Below are 16,312 nucleotides of genomic sequence, written 5' to 3'. Positions count from 1 at the left end.
AAAATAAATGGGGTGAGGACTGTGACTAGAGCAGGTAGGATTGGCCGGGTAAACAGTACTACTGGAAATAATTCTCTTAAGATTTCTTAAGAACTGTCCGCTCAAAGTGTTAGGGGAACTCACCATGCCGTTGACTCCGGCTGATGTGCATAATGTGGCTTTCAGCAAGCCTCCGATTGGCAAGCGTGGTTACAACGAGGACGAGGTCGATCAGTTCCTCGACCTCGTAGAGGACGCACTGGGTGAGCTCCAGGATGAAAACGCTGAGCTGCGCCAGCGCGTTGAGGACCTTGAAGGTCAGCTAGAGCAGGGTGGCGGCGCAGACTACGCTGCTTCCGGTGCTGCCGCTGCGGCGCCGGCTGTCGATGAGGACAAGCTGCGCAAGGAAATTGAGCAGGAGCTGCGCGCTGAGTACAACGAGCGCCTGAGCGCTCAGCAGCAGGAGATTGAGGCTCACTACCAGGATCGTCTGGATGCTCTTGAGAAGCGTGCTTCTGAGGCAGAGGCTTCTGCACAGCAGGCTTCCTCCGCAGCTGCGGAGCAGCCGCAGGCAGTTGCAGCAAGCACCGGCACCGAGTCGCAGGAAGTTAGCCTCCGCGCTGCTCGTATCCTGCAGGCTGCTCAGGACACCGCTGATCGCGTCACCACTGACGCCGACGCTGAGGCCAACAAGCTTGTCACCGAGGCTCGTGAAAACGCTGACCGCACCGTGGCAGAGGCCAATGAAGAGGCCGAGCGCACTATCACCAACGCTCGCAATGAGGCAGAAGCAACTTTGGCTGATGCCAAGGAGCGCAGTGAGCAGCTGTTGGCTGATGCCCGCAACGAGTCTGAGTCGACCCTCACTGACGCTCGCCAGCGCAGCGAGCAGATGATCAGCGACGCAGACGCTCGCTCTAACGCCACCATCACCGCAGCGCAGCAGAAGGCAACCGCGCTGCAGGACGATGCAGAGCGCAAGCACCACGAGATCATGACCACCGTCAAGGAGCAGCAGACCGCTCTGGAGGGGCGCATCGAGGAGCTGCACATCTTCGAGCGCGAGTACCGCACCCGCCTGAAGACCTTCCTGGAGTCCCAGCTCGACGACCTGAACTCTCGCGAGTCGGCTGCCCCGGCCGACGGCTACAACAACTAATTACGTAGCCAACACGTAGAAAACCACCACGCTCGGCTCCCCAGAGAGGGGAGGCAGAGCGCGGTGGTTTTTGCTATCTTTCCCTGCGAACCAATCGCATTCTTTGTTCCGGTCAGGGTTGTAGTAGTTGCCTGAGACACTGCTATACTGACACCCATACGCGCAATGAGCCGGCCATCACCGGGGAGCGTTTCGGAAGAACAGTCCAGTAGAAAATGGGCCCAGTAGAACCGAACGGTTTGGCACCGTTACAAAGCCTTATTAAATAAGCGGGCTATCGCGTGAAACCGCATGGTTCTTGTTCGCAAGAACCGTCGTAAAGCGTGATGCCAAGCGGGGTGGTACCGCGCGAGACTCCTTTTCAGCGTCACCAGTAACAACGCTGAAGGGGCTAGGCATGCGTCCCCGTGGTGAGTATTAATGATGTTCGACCACGGAAGTGACGTAGAAACGGTGTCTAATTCGAACGATGTAAATGCCTCTGCTGAGGCCACTCCGGCAGGTGGCGCGTATCCGCGCACTGCTGACTTTGGTAAGTACACCTCCAGCCCGAAGTTTCCGGAACTGGAGGAAAAGGTTCTGGAGTACTGGGGCAAGGACAGCACTTTCCAGGCCTCTATCGATCAGCGTGATGGTGCTGACGAATACGTCTTTTATGATGGCCCGCCGTTCGCCAACGGTCTACCGCACTACGGTCACCTGCTGACCGGTTACGTCAAGGACATCGTCCCTCGTTACAAGACCATGCGTGGCTACCAGGTTGGTCGCGTCTTCGGCTGGGACTGCCACGGTCTTCCGGCTGAGCTGGAGGCAGAGAAGCAGCTCGGTATTAAGGACAAGGGCCAGATCGAGGAAATGGGTCTGGCTAACTTCAACAAGTACTGCGCTGAGTCGGTGTTGCGGTACGCGGGCGAGTGGAAGGAATATGTCACTCGTCAAGCGCGTTGGGTTGATTTCGACGGCGGATACAAGACCATGGACATGAGTTACATGGAGTCCGTGATTTGGGCCTTCAAGGAGCTCTACAACAAGGGCCTGGTCTACCAGGGATTCCGCGTGCTGCCGTACTCCTGGGCAGAGCACACCCCGCTGTCCAACCAGGAGACCCGCCTGGATGATTCCTACAAGATGCGGCAGGACCCGACCCTGACCGTGACCTTCCCGTTCACCGGCGCCAAGGCGGGCTCGGCAGCGGAGAAGACGCTGGCGGACAACCCGGTGCTCGCTGACACTGCGGCTATCGCTTGGACCACCACGCCGTGGACGCTGCCGTCCAACCTTGGTCTGGCCGTGAACCCGAAGGTCACCTACGCCGTAGTTAAGGTCGGCGAGGATTCCTCCGTGCCGGAGTTTGCAGGTAAGACCTTCCTGCTGGCAGAAGCACTGATTGGTGCCTACGCCAAGGAATTGGGCAAGGAACACGAGGTCGTGGCTACCTTCGCTGGTGCTGACCTGGAAGGCCTGACCTATCAGCCGATCTTCGACTACTTCGCAGATCACCTGAACGCTTTCCAGATTATGGTGGCGGACTATGTCACCACCGAGGACGGTACTGGTGTGGTCCACCAGGCGCCGGCCTTCGGTGAAGACGATATGAACACCTGTAATGAATACGGCATTGATGTCATCATTCCGGTGGACATGGACGGTAAGTTCACTTCGCAGGTGCCGGAGTACCAGGGCAAGTTGGTCTTTGACGCCAATAAGGACATCATCCGTGACCTGAAGGCCGCTGGCCGCGTCGTCCAGCACCGCACCATCGAGCACTCCTACCCGCACTCCTGGCGTTCGGGCGAGCCGCTGATCTACATGGCACTGCCGAGCTGGTTTGTGTCCGTTACCAAGATCCGCGAGCGCATGGTGGAGCTCAACCACAACGAGATTGAGTGGATGCCGGAGCACGTCCGCGACGGTCAGTTCGGCAAGTGGCTCGAGGGCGCACGTGACTGGAACATCTCCCGTACCCGCTACTGGGGATCGCCTATTCCGGTGTGGGTTTCCGACAACGACGAGTACCCGCGTGTCGACGTCTACGGTTCCCTCGATGAGCTGGAGGCGGACTTCGGCGTTCGCCCGACCACACTGCACCGCCCGGAGATTGACGAGCTGGTTCGCCCGAACCCGGACGACCCGACCGGTAAGTCCATGATGCGCCGCGTCCCGGATGTCCTGGATGTCTGGTTCGACTCCGGTTCCATGCCGTTTGCGCAGTTCCACTACCCGTTCGAGAACAAGGAGTGGTTCGAGTCCCACGCACCGGCCGACTTCATTGTGGAGTACATCGGCCAGTCCCGCGGCTGGTTCTACCTGCTTCACGTCCTGTCGGTTGCACTGTTCGACCGCCCGGCGTTCAAGAAGGTTGTCGCTCACGGCATCGTGCTGGGCGATGACGGCAACAAGATGAGTAAGTCCAAGCGCAACTACCCGGACGTCAACGAGGTCTTCGACCGCGACGGCTCCGATGCCATGCGCTGGTTCCTCATGTCCAGCCCGATTCTGCGCGGCGGTAACCTGATTGTCACCGAGCAGGGTATTCGCGAGGGCGTACGCCAGGCGCTGCTGCCGATGTGGAACGCATACTCGTTCCTGCAGCTCTACGCCTCCAAGCCGGCCGAGTGGTCGGTGGACTCCGACAACATCCTGGACAAGTACATCCTGGCCAAGCTTGCAGCAACCGTCCGTGCTGTCACTGAGTGCCTGGACAACACTGACATTGCTGCTGCCACCGATGAGGTCCGTCAGTTCTGTGACGCACTGACCAACTGGTACGTGCGTCGCTCCCGCGACCGCTTCTGGGCCGGCGATGTCAAGCACCCAGAGGCCTTCAATACCTTGTACACGGTGCTGGAGGTTCTCACCCGTGTGGCTGCTCCGCTTCTGCCGATGGCCACCGAGGTCATCTGGCGCTCGCTCACTGGCGGCCGCTCGGTGCACCTGGAGGATTGGCCGGACGTCGACAAGCTGCCGACCGATGACGAACTCGTTGAGTCCATGGACATTGTCCGCAATGTCTGCTCGGCAACATCGCGCATCCGCAAGGCCAACCAGCTGCGCAACCGTCTGCCGCTGAAGAAGCTGACCCTGGCATTCCCGGATGCCGAGCGTCTGCGTGAGTACACCGACATCGTTTCCTCCGAGGTCAACGTCGACAAGGTGGAGTTCACCTCCGACGTGGACTCGGTGGGACGATTCGAGGTCTCCGTCAACGCTCGCGTGGCCGGTCCGCGCCTGGGTAAGGACGTCCAGAAGGTCATTAAGGCTGTGAAGTCTGGCAACTACGAGGTTGTCGACGGCGCGGTTGTCGCCGATGGCATTCCGCTGCAGGAGGGCGAGTACACCCGCAACCTGGTCGCGATCTCGCCGGATTCCACCGCTGAGGTCGACGGCGTCAATGGTCTGGTCGTGCTTGACACTGAGCTCGACGAGGACCTGGAGTCCCGTGGTTGGGCCGCTGACCGCATCCGTGGTCTGCAGGATGCCCGCAAGAACGCTGGCCTTGAGGTCACCGACCGCATTTCGGTGAAGCTGCAGGTCCCGGCCGAGCGTGAGGAGTGGGCCAACCGCCACGCTGACCTCATCGCCCGCGAGGTTCTCGCAACCGCTTTCGAGGTCGTCGCTGGCGGAGAGTCGCTGAGCTACGACGTGGCGGACGGCTGCTCGGCGGATATTGCCAAGCAGTAGGGGAGAGTAATCTCTATGCCGACTTCCGGGCGGTGGGTTCTGCACATCGACATGGACGCGTTCTTCGCGTCCGTCGAGCAGCTCACTCGCCCGACTCTGCGCGGGCGGCCAGTTCTCGTCGGCGGACTGGGCGGTCGAGGTGTGGTCGCCGGTGCCTCCTATGAGGCCCGCGCGTACGGCGCACACTCGGCTATGCCGATGGCTCGCGCACGTCGTCTCATGCCACCGACCGCCGTGACGGTCAGCGCGCGCAAGGGCATCTACGGGCCGGTGTCGCGCCGCGTGTTCTCTGTAATCCGCGAGCGCGTGCCCGTGGTCGAGCAGCTCAGCGTCGACGAGGCTTTCATGGAACCCGAAGAGCTTCAGGGAGCCTCGAAGGAGCAGGTCATTGCCTGGGCGGAGCAACTGCGGGCAGATATCCGGCGGGAGACCGGCTTGGCCTCGTCGATAGGCGCGGGCGCGGGCAAGCAGTTCGCGAAAATTGCGTCAGGCCTGGCGAAACCCGATGGCGTGTACGTGCTGGACCCCGCACGCAATCACGAGCTTCTACACCCATTGCCGGTAGAGAAGCTCTGGGGCATTGGCCCTGTCACCGCTGCAAAATTGCACACGCTGGGCGTGGAGACGATTGGTGATTTTGCCGCCATGTCCCAGCGCGATGTCGAGGTTTCGCTGACATCCAAAACCGGTGTGATGCTGTGGCAGCTGGCGCAGGGGACAGATGACCGGCCGGTTAAGGAGCGCGATGTCGCCAAGTCTGTATCGGCGGAGTACACCTATCCTGAGGATTTGGAGTCGCAGGCCCAGCTCCACGCCGCCGTCGATCGCGCGGGTGAGTCCGCTTTTCGACGGCTCAAAAAAGATGGCCGTGGTGCCCGCACCATCACTTGCAAGGTGCGTCTGTCTGACCTGAGCATCCATACCCGATCTGAGACACTCGCCTATGCCACACAGGATTTCGACACCCTCATGGCCGTGGCGCACCGAATCGCGTTCACGCCCGCGGAGGTCGGCCCAGTGCGACTGGTGGGCGTCGGTTTCTCCGGGCTGGATTCGCACATACAAGAAGTCCTGTTTCCTGAGCTCGACCGCGCTATCACCGTCGAAGATCGAGTGCCAGCACCTGCGCTTTCCGACGCTCCCGCCGGCCTGGTCGAGCTATCTGGAACCGGTGCGTTGCCGACCGTTCGGCTTTCCGACTCCAAGTGGGCACCCACCTCGGACGTACACCACAGCGAGTATGGACATGGTTGGGTGCAGGGTTCGGGGCACGGGATTGTGACCGTCCGCTTTGAAAGCCGCACCAGTGGCCCCGGGCGCATGATTACGTTGAAGGAAGACGACCCGGAGCTGCGTCCGTGCTCCGCGGTGTGCAGTTTGGACTGGCCGGAGTGGCTGGCATCCGACGAAGCAGCAGCTCTCGACTTGCCGCAACCTGAGCGGGAAAGCGAAGACGATCTCGGCCCCGACGCGGATGCTTGATATGGCTGACTGCCTCAGTGCCGTTCGCGGCTCTCTGTTTATGCGCTATCCGTAAACTAGGGCACTATGACTACCGCATCCCGCATTGCAGAGCTCGAGGCAGCTCGCCGCGCCTCGTTGCGCAACACCGATCGAGATCCGAATCCGTCGACCACACTTCCCGACGACGGTCTGGATAACCGCCAGCGCATGCTGAACGGTCAGTGGTATATCGCCGATCATCCGGAATCACAGGCTCTGAACGTGCGAATTGGCCAGGTGGCCGCTGAATTTGAGGTCGCATTCCGCGAAGACCAGCAGGCAGCACAGCAAGTGCTAGCACCGGCACTGGGGTCTTTCGGAGAGAGCAGCACCGTTCGCCCGCCGATCTACCTGGACTACGGCGATAACATCCACATCGGCGACAACGTTTTCATCAACTTTGGGCTCACCGCACTTGACGTGGTGAAGGTGACAATCTGCGACTATGCGCAGCTCGGGCCCAACGTACAGCTGCTTCCACCAGTACACCCACTGGGAGCTGAGGCCCGCGCCGCTTATCTAGAGTCTGGAGATGAAATCATCATCGGACGCAATGCCTGGATCGGTGGCGGAGCCATCATCCTGGGCGGTGTTCACGTCGGCGACAATTCTGTGGTCGCCGCGGGTGCCGTGGTGACTAAGGACGTTCCCGCGGGCGTAGTCGTGGCTGGAAACCCGGCGAAAATCATCCGCATCATCGAGGCGTGAATTAGAACAGCGTCTGCGGATGCACATTCGCAGCCAGCGCGGCGGCGAGAATGATGCGCGCCTGCGGTGCATGCACGCAACCAGCGCTAATCACACCGTGCCGAGCCAGCGTCGCACCGCCACCGGCACCGCCGTAGGCGCCGTGGACATCACCGCGCGGAACGCGCGTTGCCATCACGACGGTCACATCAGCCGCAATGGCCCGGTCAATGGCAGCGGCAAACTCATCGGAGACATTGCCCGACCCCAGGCCCTCTACGACAATGCCGCGTGCACCGGCGGCGACTGCCGAATCCAGCAGTGATCCATCTGCACCCAAGTAGGCGGGGATAATCTCTACCTTCGAGCCCGCCAAAGCCGCCAGAGGCAGCGGATCTGGACGAACCGGCTCCTCCGGTGCATTAGTGGCAAAAGCCAAAGGATCGGTTGTGTGCCACTTCGTCGCACCTCGTACCGGCAAGACTGCGTGGCCAAAGACAATAAGAACGCCAATTCCCTGCGCAGAGGCATCGGAAGCAATGGTCACGGCCTCAAAGAGGTTCCCCGGTCCGTCGGTTTCCGGATGATCATAGGGAAGTTGTGCACCAGTAAAGACAACCGGACGCGAGTCAGCATGGAAAATATCGGCAGCCATGGCCGTTTCCTCCATCGTGTCCGTGCCATGAGTTACGACGACACCGTCCACGGAGTCGTCGTCAAGCACTTCGTGAATAGTGGCGAGAATACGGTCAACGTCGGTGAACGCGAGATTCGACGAGTCCAGCATCCCGAGCTCACGAACCTCCAGCTCTAACATGCCCTCTGGATAACGCTGCGCGACCGCTGCGACGAGCTCCGTGCCCGAGATGGTCGGGGTTAGCGCACCGCTGCGATCTGTGGTGCAGGCGATGGTGCCGCCGGTGGTGATGACAACGATTCGGCGAGGGGAGGCCGTGCTAGACGAGGCCGAGCTAGCCGGGGAATGATCCTGAGTCGACATGTCCACCATCTTACCTAGGCGTTGTTTTGGCCTTGTGTAGGATTATGGAAGGCGTGAAGCCAGCGAATCTTCATGCAGATTTTATTGGAGTAGTGCACATATGAAAGTCCCCTGCAACCAGCGCGTTAGCGGAATGCGTTGGCGCACAGCGCGTGGTGTGACAGTAGCGGCAATGGTCTCGGTCAGCGCACTTGGGCTCGCTGCCTGCGGTGGTGGCAATACTGCAGCGCCGACGACTGAATCGAAGACATCCAGCTCGGCGGAACCCGTCATCATGCTGCCGACGCGCGCAGAGCTTAACGACGTCCTCGCACGCCTTATCAACCCCGATTTACCTATCGAGGAAAAGGCGCTGACCATCGAGGACGGCGATACTGCCGGCGATTTCTTCGACATTGTCACCAATAGTGCCAATGAGCAGGAAATCAGCTTTGATGTCATTGATCCGATCACGCCCGGCTTCACGACGAAGCAGGCCGTGGCCGGTGTCAATATCCTCCGCCAGGAGGAAGATCCGATGCTCGTGGATCAGGTGGACTTCATCTACAGGGATGGCCGTTGGATGCTGAGCAAGGAATGGGCCTGCAACCTGGCATCGACGCTTGATCCGGAGCACAAGCCGGGGTTCTGCCTCGCGCCGGGCGAAACCCCTCCGCCGCCACCTGAGCCGGAGGAAGAAGCTCCAGTTGAAGAGGCTCCGGTTGAGGAGGCCCCAGCACCGGTCGAGGAGCCAGCCCCGGCTCCGGCGCCCGAACCACCCGCTGAGGAAGTTCCGCCTCCTGCACCTGAACCGCCGGCTGAGGAGGTCCCGCCTCCTGCGCCGGCTCCGGCTCCGGCTCCGGCGGAGGACGCGCCTCCTCCGCCTCCCCCGGCTTAGGTGCCGTTGGCCCAGGCATCACAGCCTAGCCCGGTCGGGTGCACTGGGGCAGACAAAAGAAAGTGTCTAGGTTTATGACAGTTCCGCCCATTTTTTGGGCAGAAAAGTGACATAAACCTAGACACTTTCTCGTCTTCTAACCTTGCGCTGGCCAGAGCTATTTCTTCTGGACTCTGGGCTACTTCTTCGACCCGCTGCCGTCCTTAAACTCCAGCCCGCGGTGCGTCTGCTGAGTGATGCGCACATCGGAGTTGCCGTCGCCGTAGGTCACGGAGGTCACAAAGTCGATGTTGCCCTTCATCGGAAGCGGCTTAGTCAGGTCGATGGTGACGCGGTCGGCAAGCATGTCAGTCGTGGCCTCGACAACCTTCAGTGCACCCTCGCCGCCAGTGTCCAACTCCGTGACGGTCGGCACCTGCTTGACATCGACCTTCAAATTAACAATGTCGCCCGCACGGCTGAGCAGGGTATAGGTCACCTTCTGCGTCATCGTGGTCTGGCCTTCGACCTCGCTTTCGACCGTCCAGGTTGCATCCTTTCCGATGTCCTCGGAGGGGAAGACGATAGGTACGGAATGCAGCTGTTGCAGCGCCATCTCCACACCAGCGCGAGCGGTGTCGGTCGCCTTCTCCGGCGCTCCCAGTTTGAGTTCCTTGACCTCACCAGTGGCCGTTGTTGACCAATCAGAGATAAAGCCCTGCGCGGTCGCGATATCCTCATTCAGCTCATCGTTGGAGCCGTGTGGCTTACCCACCTCTGACGTCACCACACGAGTATCGTTATCGCTGGTAACAGTGCTGGTCAGGGGGATTTCCAGGCGGGTGTCCGGGAACGTCTGGTCGCTATCGGCGTTTCCGCCACGCTGCGCGAAGCCCTGCGTCACCGCCACGGTCGACTCCTGCTCTGCACCGTCGTCCTTCCAGCGCACGCTCGCCAGCTCACCGCTACCAGCACTGGTCAATTCGACCTTGGGTTGTGCAACGTCCACGGGTTGTGTTTTCACCGAGCTTTCCGACGAGCACGCGGCCAGTGACACCACAGTGGTAGCGGCAACAACAGCGGTGCCGACCCTCGCCAGCAGGCCACGCTTGGTGTGACCAGGCTGGTCGCTGCGGCTAGGTCGACGGAACCACGAGGAGGTGGTGCCTCCTGCACGTCGTAAAGAGGAGGAGGCCGGAACAAACTGAGATTGGAAACGTCGAGTCACACCGGTTAGCGTACCGGTTTCGTGGTGGATAGGAACCACCCGGGCGGTGTCAGTTGGCTGAATATGGGTTTGTTAGGCCATTATGGGACAGTGACTAAGAAGGAAACGAGGACATATTTCCCGCGGCGGGGGATTCTCGCTGCGGTTATTGTGTCAGTTGCGATTATCGATCAGCTGACCAAGATTATCGCTTTGAAGACTCTCGATGGCCGTCCTGCGGTGCAGGTGATTGGCGATCTCTTCGAGTTGCGGCTCGTTTTTAACCCCGGTGCAGCCTTTTCCTTTGGCACGAACGCCACCTGGGTTTTTACCACGTTGCAGCTGGTTTACATCCTGGCTGTGATGTGCTTTTCCCATTGGCTGCGCAGTCCTATATCGGCGACTGCGGCGGGGCTTATTGCTGGTGGTGCGCTGGGCAACCTCATCGATAGGCTGTTTCGGGAACCCGGTTTCTACGTCGGCCACGTCGTCGATTTCCTGTCGGTTAAGGGTTTTGCCGTATTTAATATCGCGGACTCCGCGATTACAGTGGGCGTTATTATCCTCGTTATCTGGATGGTTTTTTCCAAGGAGCCGGATCTCTTCGCTGATCAGATTGCAGCGGAGAAGAAATCTTCCCAGACGGATCAGAAGCAGTCGGCGGAGGGAGGACAGCAGTGAACGACAATGCAGTAAATACCGGTGCAGCACTCGGGGGAGCGCACCAGCCCGACCGAGAAACCCGGCAGATGCCCGTTCCACCGGGCTTGGCCGGTATGCGGGTAGACGCCGGTGTGGCTAAGTTGCTGGGACTCTCGCGCACAGCGGTGGCTGATTTGGCAGCGGCTGGGGACATCACGGTCGATGGCGTGAGCGTTGGTAAGTCCGACCGATTGGAAGAAAACGCTTTCCTCTCAGTGTTGTTGCCGCCGGTGGAAAAGCCATTGGTTCCCAAAGAGGAACTCGTCGAGGGCATGGACGTGCTCTACCACGACTCCGATTTGGTGGCTGTTCACAAGCCTGTCGGTGTGGCCGCACATCCGTCGGTCGGTTGGGAAGGCCCAACGGTTATCGGCGGACTGGCGGCTGCTGGTTTCCGCATTTCTACCTCCGGTCCGCCCGAGCGAAAAGGCATCGTGCATCGCCTCGATGTTGGCACCTCTGGCGTGATGGTTGTCGCCTGCTCCGAACGGGGCTACTCCGTGCTCAAGCGGGCGTTCAAAAACCGTGAGGTGTCCAAGACCTATCACGCTCTGGTTCAGGGGCATCCGGATCCGCTGTCGGGGACAATTGATGCGCCGATTGGCCGTCATCCTTCGGCGGGTTGGCGCTTTGCCGTCCGCCAGGATGGCAAGCATGCTGTGACGCACTACGAAACGCTTGAGGCCTTCGCCCCAGCAACGCTGCTGAAGGTGAATCTAGAGACTGGGCGCACGCACCAGATTCGCGTGCACTTCTCTGCGCTGAATCACCCATGCTGCGGCGATCCCATGTACGGTTCCGATCCGGCATTGGCCAAGCGGCTGGGGCTCAACCGCCAGTGGCTTCACGCGGTCTCGCTTGGTTTCCACCACCCGGCAGATGGGCGCTGGATGGAAATCGAATGTCCATACCCAGATGATTTGAACCACGCATTGGAAGTTTTGAGGCAGAGCGCATGACGCAGACCCCATCGGGATCCAAGAACCCACCACGCCGTGAAACTCGCGCGAAAAGCACTGGTGACGGCAGTATTTCGCCAGTGATGGCACTGATCTCTGGTTTCTGTGTTGTCGTATTGGTGATTGTTTTAGCAGTCGCTTCGACCTCCGATCGGGTAAGCAAGCCGCAAAATCTCAACGGCGATGCGCTCGGCCCGGACCCGTGGGAAGCAACCGAGCAGTACGTAGAGCGTGCCGACGAGTCCCTCGCGAATATGAAGAAAGAGGACTACCGGCTAAAGACCGGCCAGCCAGTCGTAGAGGACCCGAAGTTCTGGGCGTTGGTGACTTTTGACCGGCTGCTCGATGCGCAAGAAGCGGCACAGGTCTATGAAAAAGAGCCCTCTCTGCGAGTATCGACTGCAATCATCGGCGGTGTGAGCACCCGGTATTTGCCGCAGCCGAGTAAAACAGCGAGCGAAGAAAAGCTGCTGCAAGATCAGCTGGAGTTAGCGGCTGCTTACGCAGACGTCGCGATTGACGACGAACGGCTCGGCTTCAACGGTTTACTGGTCTATGGTGACGCTGAATCGTTGATGGATGTCAAGAAAATGCCCGATGTGAAAGCTGTCGAGGCGCTGCCATCAGATGCGGCGCGTGGCCGTTTTGGTATTCGCCCGGTGCTGAGTTCCGGCTTCACGGATAAAGATCCTCTCTTTGCGCCGGGGCTGAGCCAGAACTAAGCGGCCAGAACTAATAAAAGCCAGAACCAAGCGCCCAAATCCAAACGACTAGGATGAAGCGGCTAGAACTCTGCCGTCAGTACGCAGTCAGTTTCAACAAGAACGAAAAGGAGTCAGTCAACAGTGATTCAGGCATTCGGTGCGTACCTTTTGTGGGCGCTGTTTCCGCTCTATTTCCCCTTGCTGGAACCAGCAGGGGCCGTAGAGATTTTGGCGCACCGATTCGTCTGGACCCTTGTCTTTATGGTCATTGCCCTCAGCTTCATGCGCGCATGGCCAGAGCTGAAGGCCGCGAGTGCCAAGACCTGGGGCACTATTTTTATTGCCGCACTGTTGATCTCCGTCAACTGGGGTGTGTACGTCTACCTGGTCAACAATGGGCAGGTGGCGGAGGCCGCGCTCGGCTACTTCATCAACCCGCTGGTCAGCGTTTTGTTGGCGATGATTTTCTTCCGTGAAAGCATCTCGCGGTTGCAGCTCGGCAGTGTCATCCTGGCAACCATTGCGGTCATTGTTCTCACAATCGGTGTGGGACATCCGCCGTTGGGTGCGCTGGCGCTGGCGTTCAGTTTCGGTTTTTACGGACTAATGAAGAAGCGGGTATCGCTTTCCTCCGCAGCTTCGCTGACGGCCGAGTCCGCCGTAATCACACCGATTGCGCTGGCCTACATCCTCTGGTTTACCTACAACGGGCAGAGCACCTTTACCTCCGAAGGAACTGGTCACATGCTGCTCATGATGAGCGCCGGTGTTGCTACCGCCATTCCGTTGCTGCTCTTCGGCGAAGGTGCCAAACGCCTGCCGCTGGCCACCTTGGGTCTGATGCAGTACCTCACTCCGGTTCTCCAAATCACCCTGGCAGTCACTGTGCTGGGCGAGCAGCTCGAACCGGAGCGCTGGATCGGGTTCTTCATCATCTGGGGTGCCGTCGCGCTGTTCATCTGCGACCTCATCCTGAAGATGCTCCGGCAGCGTCGGGTTCGCCGGGAACTCCGCAAGGCCGGTGTTGAACCGGCCGCGGTTTCCGACGATGCCGCCGACCAGACGGATGGGGCGGTTACCCGGGACGTCGTAAAGCCGGCAGATAATTAGCAGAAAAGTTCGCGCAGGTGCTCGTTGAGGAAGATTCCCTGCGGGTCGACCTTTTCCCGTAGTGCCTGGACCTCGCCGAACAGCGGATAACGTTCCGCGAAATCCTCCGCGCGGAGCGTGTGCAATTTGCCCCAGTGCGGGCGACCTTCGTGGGCCTTGAAAATCGGCTCGATGAGGTTGAAGTACTCTCGATAATTTTCCTTCCAGTAGCGGTGGATGGCGATGTAGGCACTGTCGCGACCGTACGCAGTGGATAGGGCCACATCATCGGCTTTCGCGGAGCGCACCTCGATGGGGAAGGAGACTTTCATCCTCTTGCGGGCAATCGCGTCGCGGATTTCCCCGAGGACATCGGAAGCGGCCTCGAGCGGGACGGAGTACTCCATCTCGGAAAAACGCACTCGGCGCGGCGAGACAAAGACCTTGTGCGCCTCATTGGAGTAGCTGCGCTCTGGCACGGTGTTGGTGGCAATCCGGTTGATGGTATCGGTCGTAGCGGGAATGGCCTTAGCAATCTCGCAGCACGCCAAGAGTCCCATGTTGTTGACGACTTCGTCGTTAAGATACGTACGCGCGCTGCCCAGGCGCTGCTTCAGGCTATTGCGGCTCGGGCGGCGGTGGCGCTGCGGTTCAATGCGAGTATTGTGCTTGACCAGCGTCTCGCGCTGTCCCGGGAACCAGAAAAACTCCAGGTGGTCAGCTTCTTTGCAGCGCTCGGCGAAACTCTTGCGCAGGGAATCAAACTCTTCGCGGTGCTCGTCGGCGTGCAGATCAAACGCTGGCACGACGGACATCGTGACCTCCGTAAGCACGCCGAAGACACCCAGTCCCAGCCGGCCGAGGCGGTAGAGCTCGCCGTCGATTCCCTCAGCGTCCGGATGGCAGTGCCTGACGACGCCATCCGCAGTGACAATCTTGAATCCCTTCACGGTGCCTGCGAAACCGGTGAATCCAAGCCCGGTTCCGTGCGTGCCAGTAGAGATAGCACCGGCCAGCGACTGCGGATCGACATCGCCCTGGTTGGGAAGTGCCCAACCGAGCGGGCGCAGAATACCTGGAGTGTCGCGCAGGCGAGTGCCGGCACGCAGCGTAGCGGTCTGGTTGACGGCGTCGAGCTCGACCAGACCAGAGCAGCGATCGAGTTGAATGCGGTGCCCATCGGTGGTGGCCACGGAAGTAAAAGAATGACCGGCCCCCAGCGGGCGCACCGTAGTCCCTTCGGTCTTCGCCGCTTTAATTACCGAGATGACGCCCTCATCATCGTGCGGCTGATGAGTGTAGGACGGGGTGCACGATTGCGTGTGCGCCCAATTGCTCCAATGCGAGTTGGCGACGGCTTTCGCCTGCGCACGCCGACGTACGCGTGGTACTCGGGACTCAACTGTAGAGACTGTGAAGCGGGCGTTGTTGTGTGAATTGCTCATGTGAAGATCAATCCCTTTCCTCGGTACGTGGGCCAGTGGGCGATGATGGTGCCATCTCGAACTGCAATGACTTCTTGTGTGTGCTCGGCTATTTCGCCGGCCTTGGCGTGGCGGAACCACACGGGATCTCCCAGCGAAATTGCGTCGGCGGTCTTGCCGAGCAGCGGAGTCTGCACCTCACCTGGTCCTTCCTCTGCCGCGTAGCGCAGGCCAGTGGGGTACCAGGGGGTTGGCAGCCGGTCATCTCCCGCCGGTCCAGAGGCAATTCGACCACCGCCGGACACCGTGACCACGCCCTTCTTAGGACGTCGCGTCGCCGGCAACACAAACCAGGACGCCGGGCGCAGATTGAATGCGCGATAGTTATCGAAGAGGGTTGGTGCCAGGAACCCCGACCCCGCCGCTGCCTCGGTGACTGCGGCCTCGGCGCACGTCGACTCCAGCGACCCCGTGCCACCACCGTTGACAAACTCCAGCGGCCCCGCCACTTTCTCGACTGCAGCGACAACCTTCTCGCGGCGCTTCGCCAACTCCTTCTTTGAGACGGCCTGCATCACTCGAATTGCGCGCGCACGCAGGGAGTCTCCGGCATCGCCCACTCCGGCAATGTGTCCCTCATACATCATGATTCCCGCCAGCTGCAGCTCCGGACGGGCAATAATCTGCTTGGCAAACGCCGCTGCCTGCTTCGGCGAGAACAGGCTTGAGCGCAGCGTACCGATATGCACGCCGGGGAGGGGACGAAAGGATGCGTCGACGTCCATGCACACGCGGATTGGCGCATTTTCGCTTGCCGACGACGCCAGCGCCTCCAGATGCTCGGGACGGTCAACCATGACGCAGATGGCGGCACGCGCTGCATCATCGTCGGCAAGCTCTGAGATAGCGCGGGCGTCAAGAGTTGGGTAGGCGACGACGATGTCGTCGCTAATGCCTTCTCGGAATAGGTACAGCGCCTCTGCCAGTGAATATGCCAGCACGCCCTGGAAACCGGGGAAGGCCAGGACGTGCGAAATAAGCTGTGGAATGCGAATCGATTTCGAGGCCACGCGGATAGGCATCCCGTTTGCACGGCGGAGCATATCGCGGGCATTGGCTTCGACCGCCGCGAGGTCGACGACGACTGCAGGAAGGGAAGTGCAGTTAAGCAGCGTGTCGGTAGCTAGTGGCGGGCGGGCTGTCTGGGGCGTCTGCGGCGGCAGCGCTTCAGGCAGGTGAGACATCGATGTCGGAGCCGGGCGGGATGTGTCCGAGGACTCCGGGGCAGAAGCTCGAGAAAGTTTCATGCCCTAAAACGTAATCATTGAAAACCTGTACTGTCTTTGATTTTGAAAAGAAAGT

13 protein-coding genes are annotated in these 16,312 nt (G+C 60.1%); 9 read left to right on the top strand and 4 right to left on the bottom strand.

What is annotated here, in order from left to right; genetic code table 11:
• Positions 1-124: 124 nt before the first annotated feature.
• From EGX79_07295 to EGX79_07280, 4 genes are all read left to right on the top strand, one after another.
• Positions 125-1,138 carry a DivIVA domain-containing protein gene (locus tag EGX79_07295; protein AYX82002.1) on the top strand — a complete coding sequence of 338 codons (1,014 nt, stop codon included), beginning with the start codon at positions 125-127 and terminating at the stop codon, positions 1,136-1,138.
• A gap of 420 nt (positions 1,139-1,558) precedes the next feature.
• On the top strand, positions 1,559-4,819 hold the full coding sequence (locus tag EGX79_07290; protein AYX82001.1) for an isoleucine--tRNA ligase: 3,261 nt from the start codon (positions 1,559-1,561) through the stop codon (positions 4,817-4,819).
• A 15-nt stretch (positions 4,820-4,834) separates the two neighbouring features.
• Positions 4,835-6,301 (top strand): DNA polymerase IV, encoded by a 1,467-nt coding sequence (locus EGX79_07285; GenBank protein AYX82000.1) that lies wholly within the window; start codon positions 4,835-4,837, stop codon positions 6,299-6,301.
• Positions 6,302-6,367: 66 nt separating this feature from the next.
• Positions 6,368-7,030 (top strand): sugar O-acetyltransferase, encoded by a 663-nt coding sequence (locus tag EGX79_07280; GenBank protein ID AYX81999.1) that lies wholly within the window; start codon positions 6,368-6,370, stop codon positions 7,028-7,030.
• A 1-nt stretch (position 7,031) separates the two neighbouring features.
• Here EGX79_07280 and EGX79_07275 read toward each other — a convergent pair whose 3' ends face one another.
• Positions 7,032-8,018 (bottom strand): asparaginase, encoded by a 987-nt coding sequence (locus EGX79_07275; GenBank protein ID AYX81998.1) that lies wholly within the window; start codon positions 8,016-8,018, stop codon positions 7,032-7,034.
• Positions 8,019-8,109: 91 nt separating this feature from the next.
• Here EGX79_07275 and EGX79_07270 point away from each other — a divergent pair, with 91 nt between their 5' ends.
• Positions 8,110-8,886: a hypothetical protein gene (locus EGX79_07270; GenBank protein AYX81997.1), complete on the top strand. Its 777-nt coding sequence runs from the start codon at positions 8,110-8,112 to the stop codon at positions 8,884-8,886.
• A gap of 178 nt (positions 8,887-9,064) precedes the next feature.
• Here EGX79_07270 and EGX79_07265 read toward each other — a convergent pair whose 3' ends face one another.
• Positions 9,065-10,132: a hypothetical protein gene (locus tag EGX79_07265; GenBank protein ID AYX81996.1), complete on the bottom strand. Its 1,068-nt coding sequence runs from the start codon at positions 10,130-10,132 to the stop codon at positions 9,065-9,067.
• Between the two features lie 51 nt (positions 10,133-10,183).
• Between EGX79_07265 and lspA the strand changes: the two genes are divergently transcribed.
• The 4 genes from lspA to rarD all read left to right on the top strand — a co-directional run bounded on the left by lspA (position 10,184) and on the right by rarD (position 13,547).
• Positions 10,184-10,753 (top strand): signal peptidase II, encoded by a 570-nt coding sequence (gene lspA / locus EGX79_07260; GenBank protein AYX82765.1) that lies wholly within the window; start codon positions 10,184-10,186, stop codon positions 10,751-10,753.
• 68 nt (positions 10,754-10,821) lie between these two features.
• On the top strand, positions 10,822-11,733 hold the full coding sequence (locus EGX79_07255) for an RluA family pseudouridine synthase (protein AYX82764.1): 912 nt from the start codon (positions 10,822-10,824) through the stop codon (positions 11,731-11,733).
• A complete protein-coding gene (locus tag EGX79_07250; protein ID AYX81995.1) occupies positions 11,730-12,455 on the top strand; it encodes a hypothetical protein in 726 nt (241 codons plus the stop codon). The genes EGX79_07255 and EGX79_07250 overlap by 4 nt, the downstream gene beginning before the upstream one ends.
• A gap of 123 nt (positions 12,456-12,578) precedes the next feature.
• Entirely contained in the window at positions 12,579-13,547 is a 969-nt protein-coding gene (rarD, locus tag EGX79_07245; protein AYX81994.1) for an EamA family transporter RarD, read from the top strand.
• On the opposite strand, the gene EGX79_07240 is transcribed toward rarD, so the two are convergent.
• Complete coding sequence (locus tag EGX79_07240) at positions 13,544-14,971, bottom strand: FAD-binding protein (protein ID AYX81993.1); 1,428 nt, start codon at positions 14,969-14,971, stop codon at positions 13,544-13,546. The genes rarD and EGX79_07240 overlap by 4 nt on opposite strands.
• Entirely contained in the window at positions 14,968-16,257 is a 1,290-nt protein-coding gene (locus EGX79_07235; GenBank protein ID AYX81992.1) for an amino acid deaminase/aldolase, read from the bottom strand. Before EGX79_07235 ends, EGX79_07240 begins: the two co-directional genes overlap by 4 nt.
• Between the last annotated feature and the right edge of the window lie 55 nt (positions 16,258-16,312).

Origin of the sequence: Corynebacterium jeikeium (genome assembly GCA_003955985.1) — a bacterium.
GTDB classification, from domain to species: domain Bacteria; phylum Actinomycetota; class Actinomycetes; order Mycobacteriales; family Mycobacteriaceae; genus Corynebacterium; species Corynebacterium jeikeium_D.
This window is presented reverse-complemented; position numbering and strand designations above follow the sequence as displayed.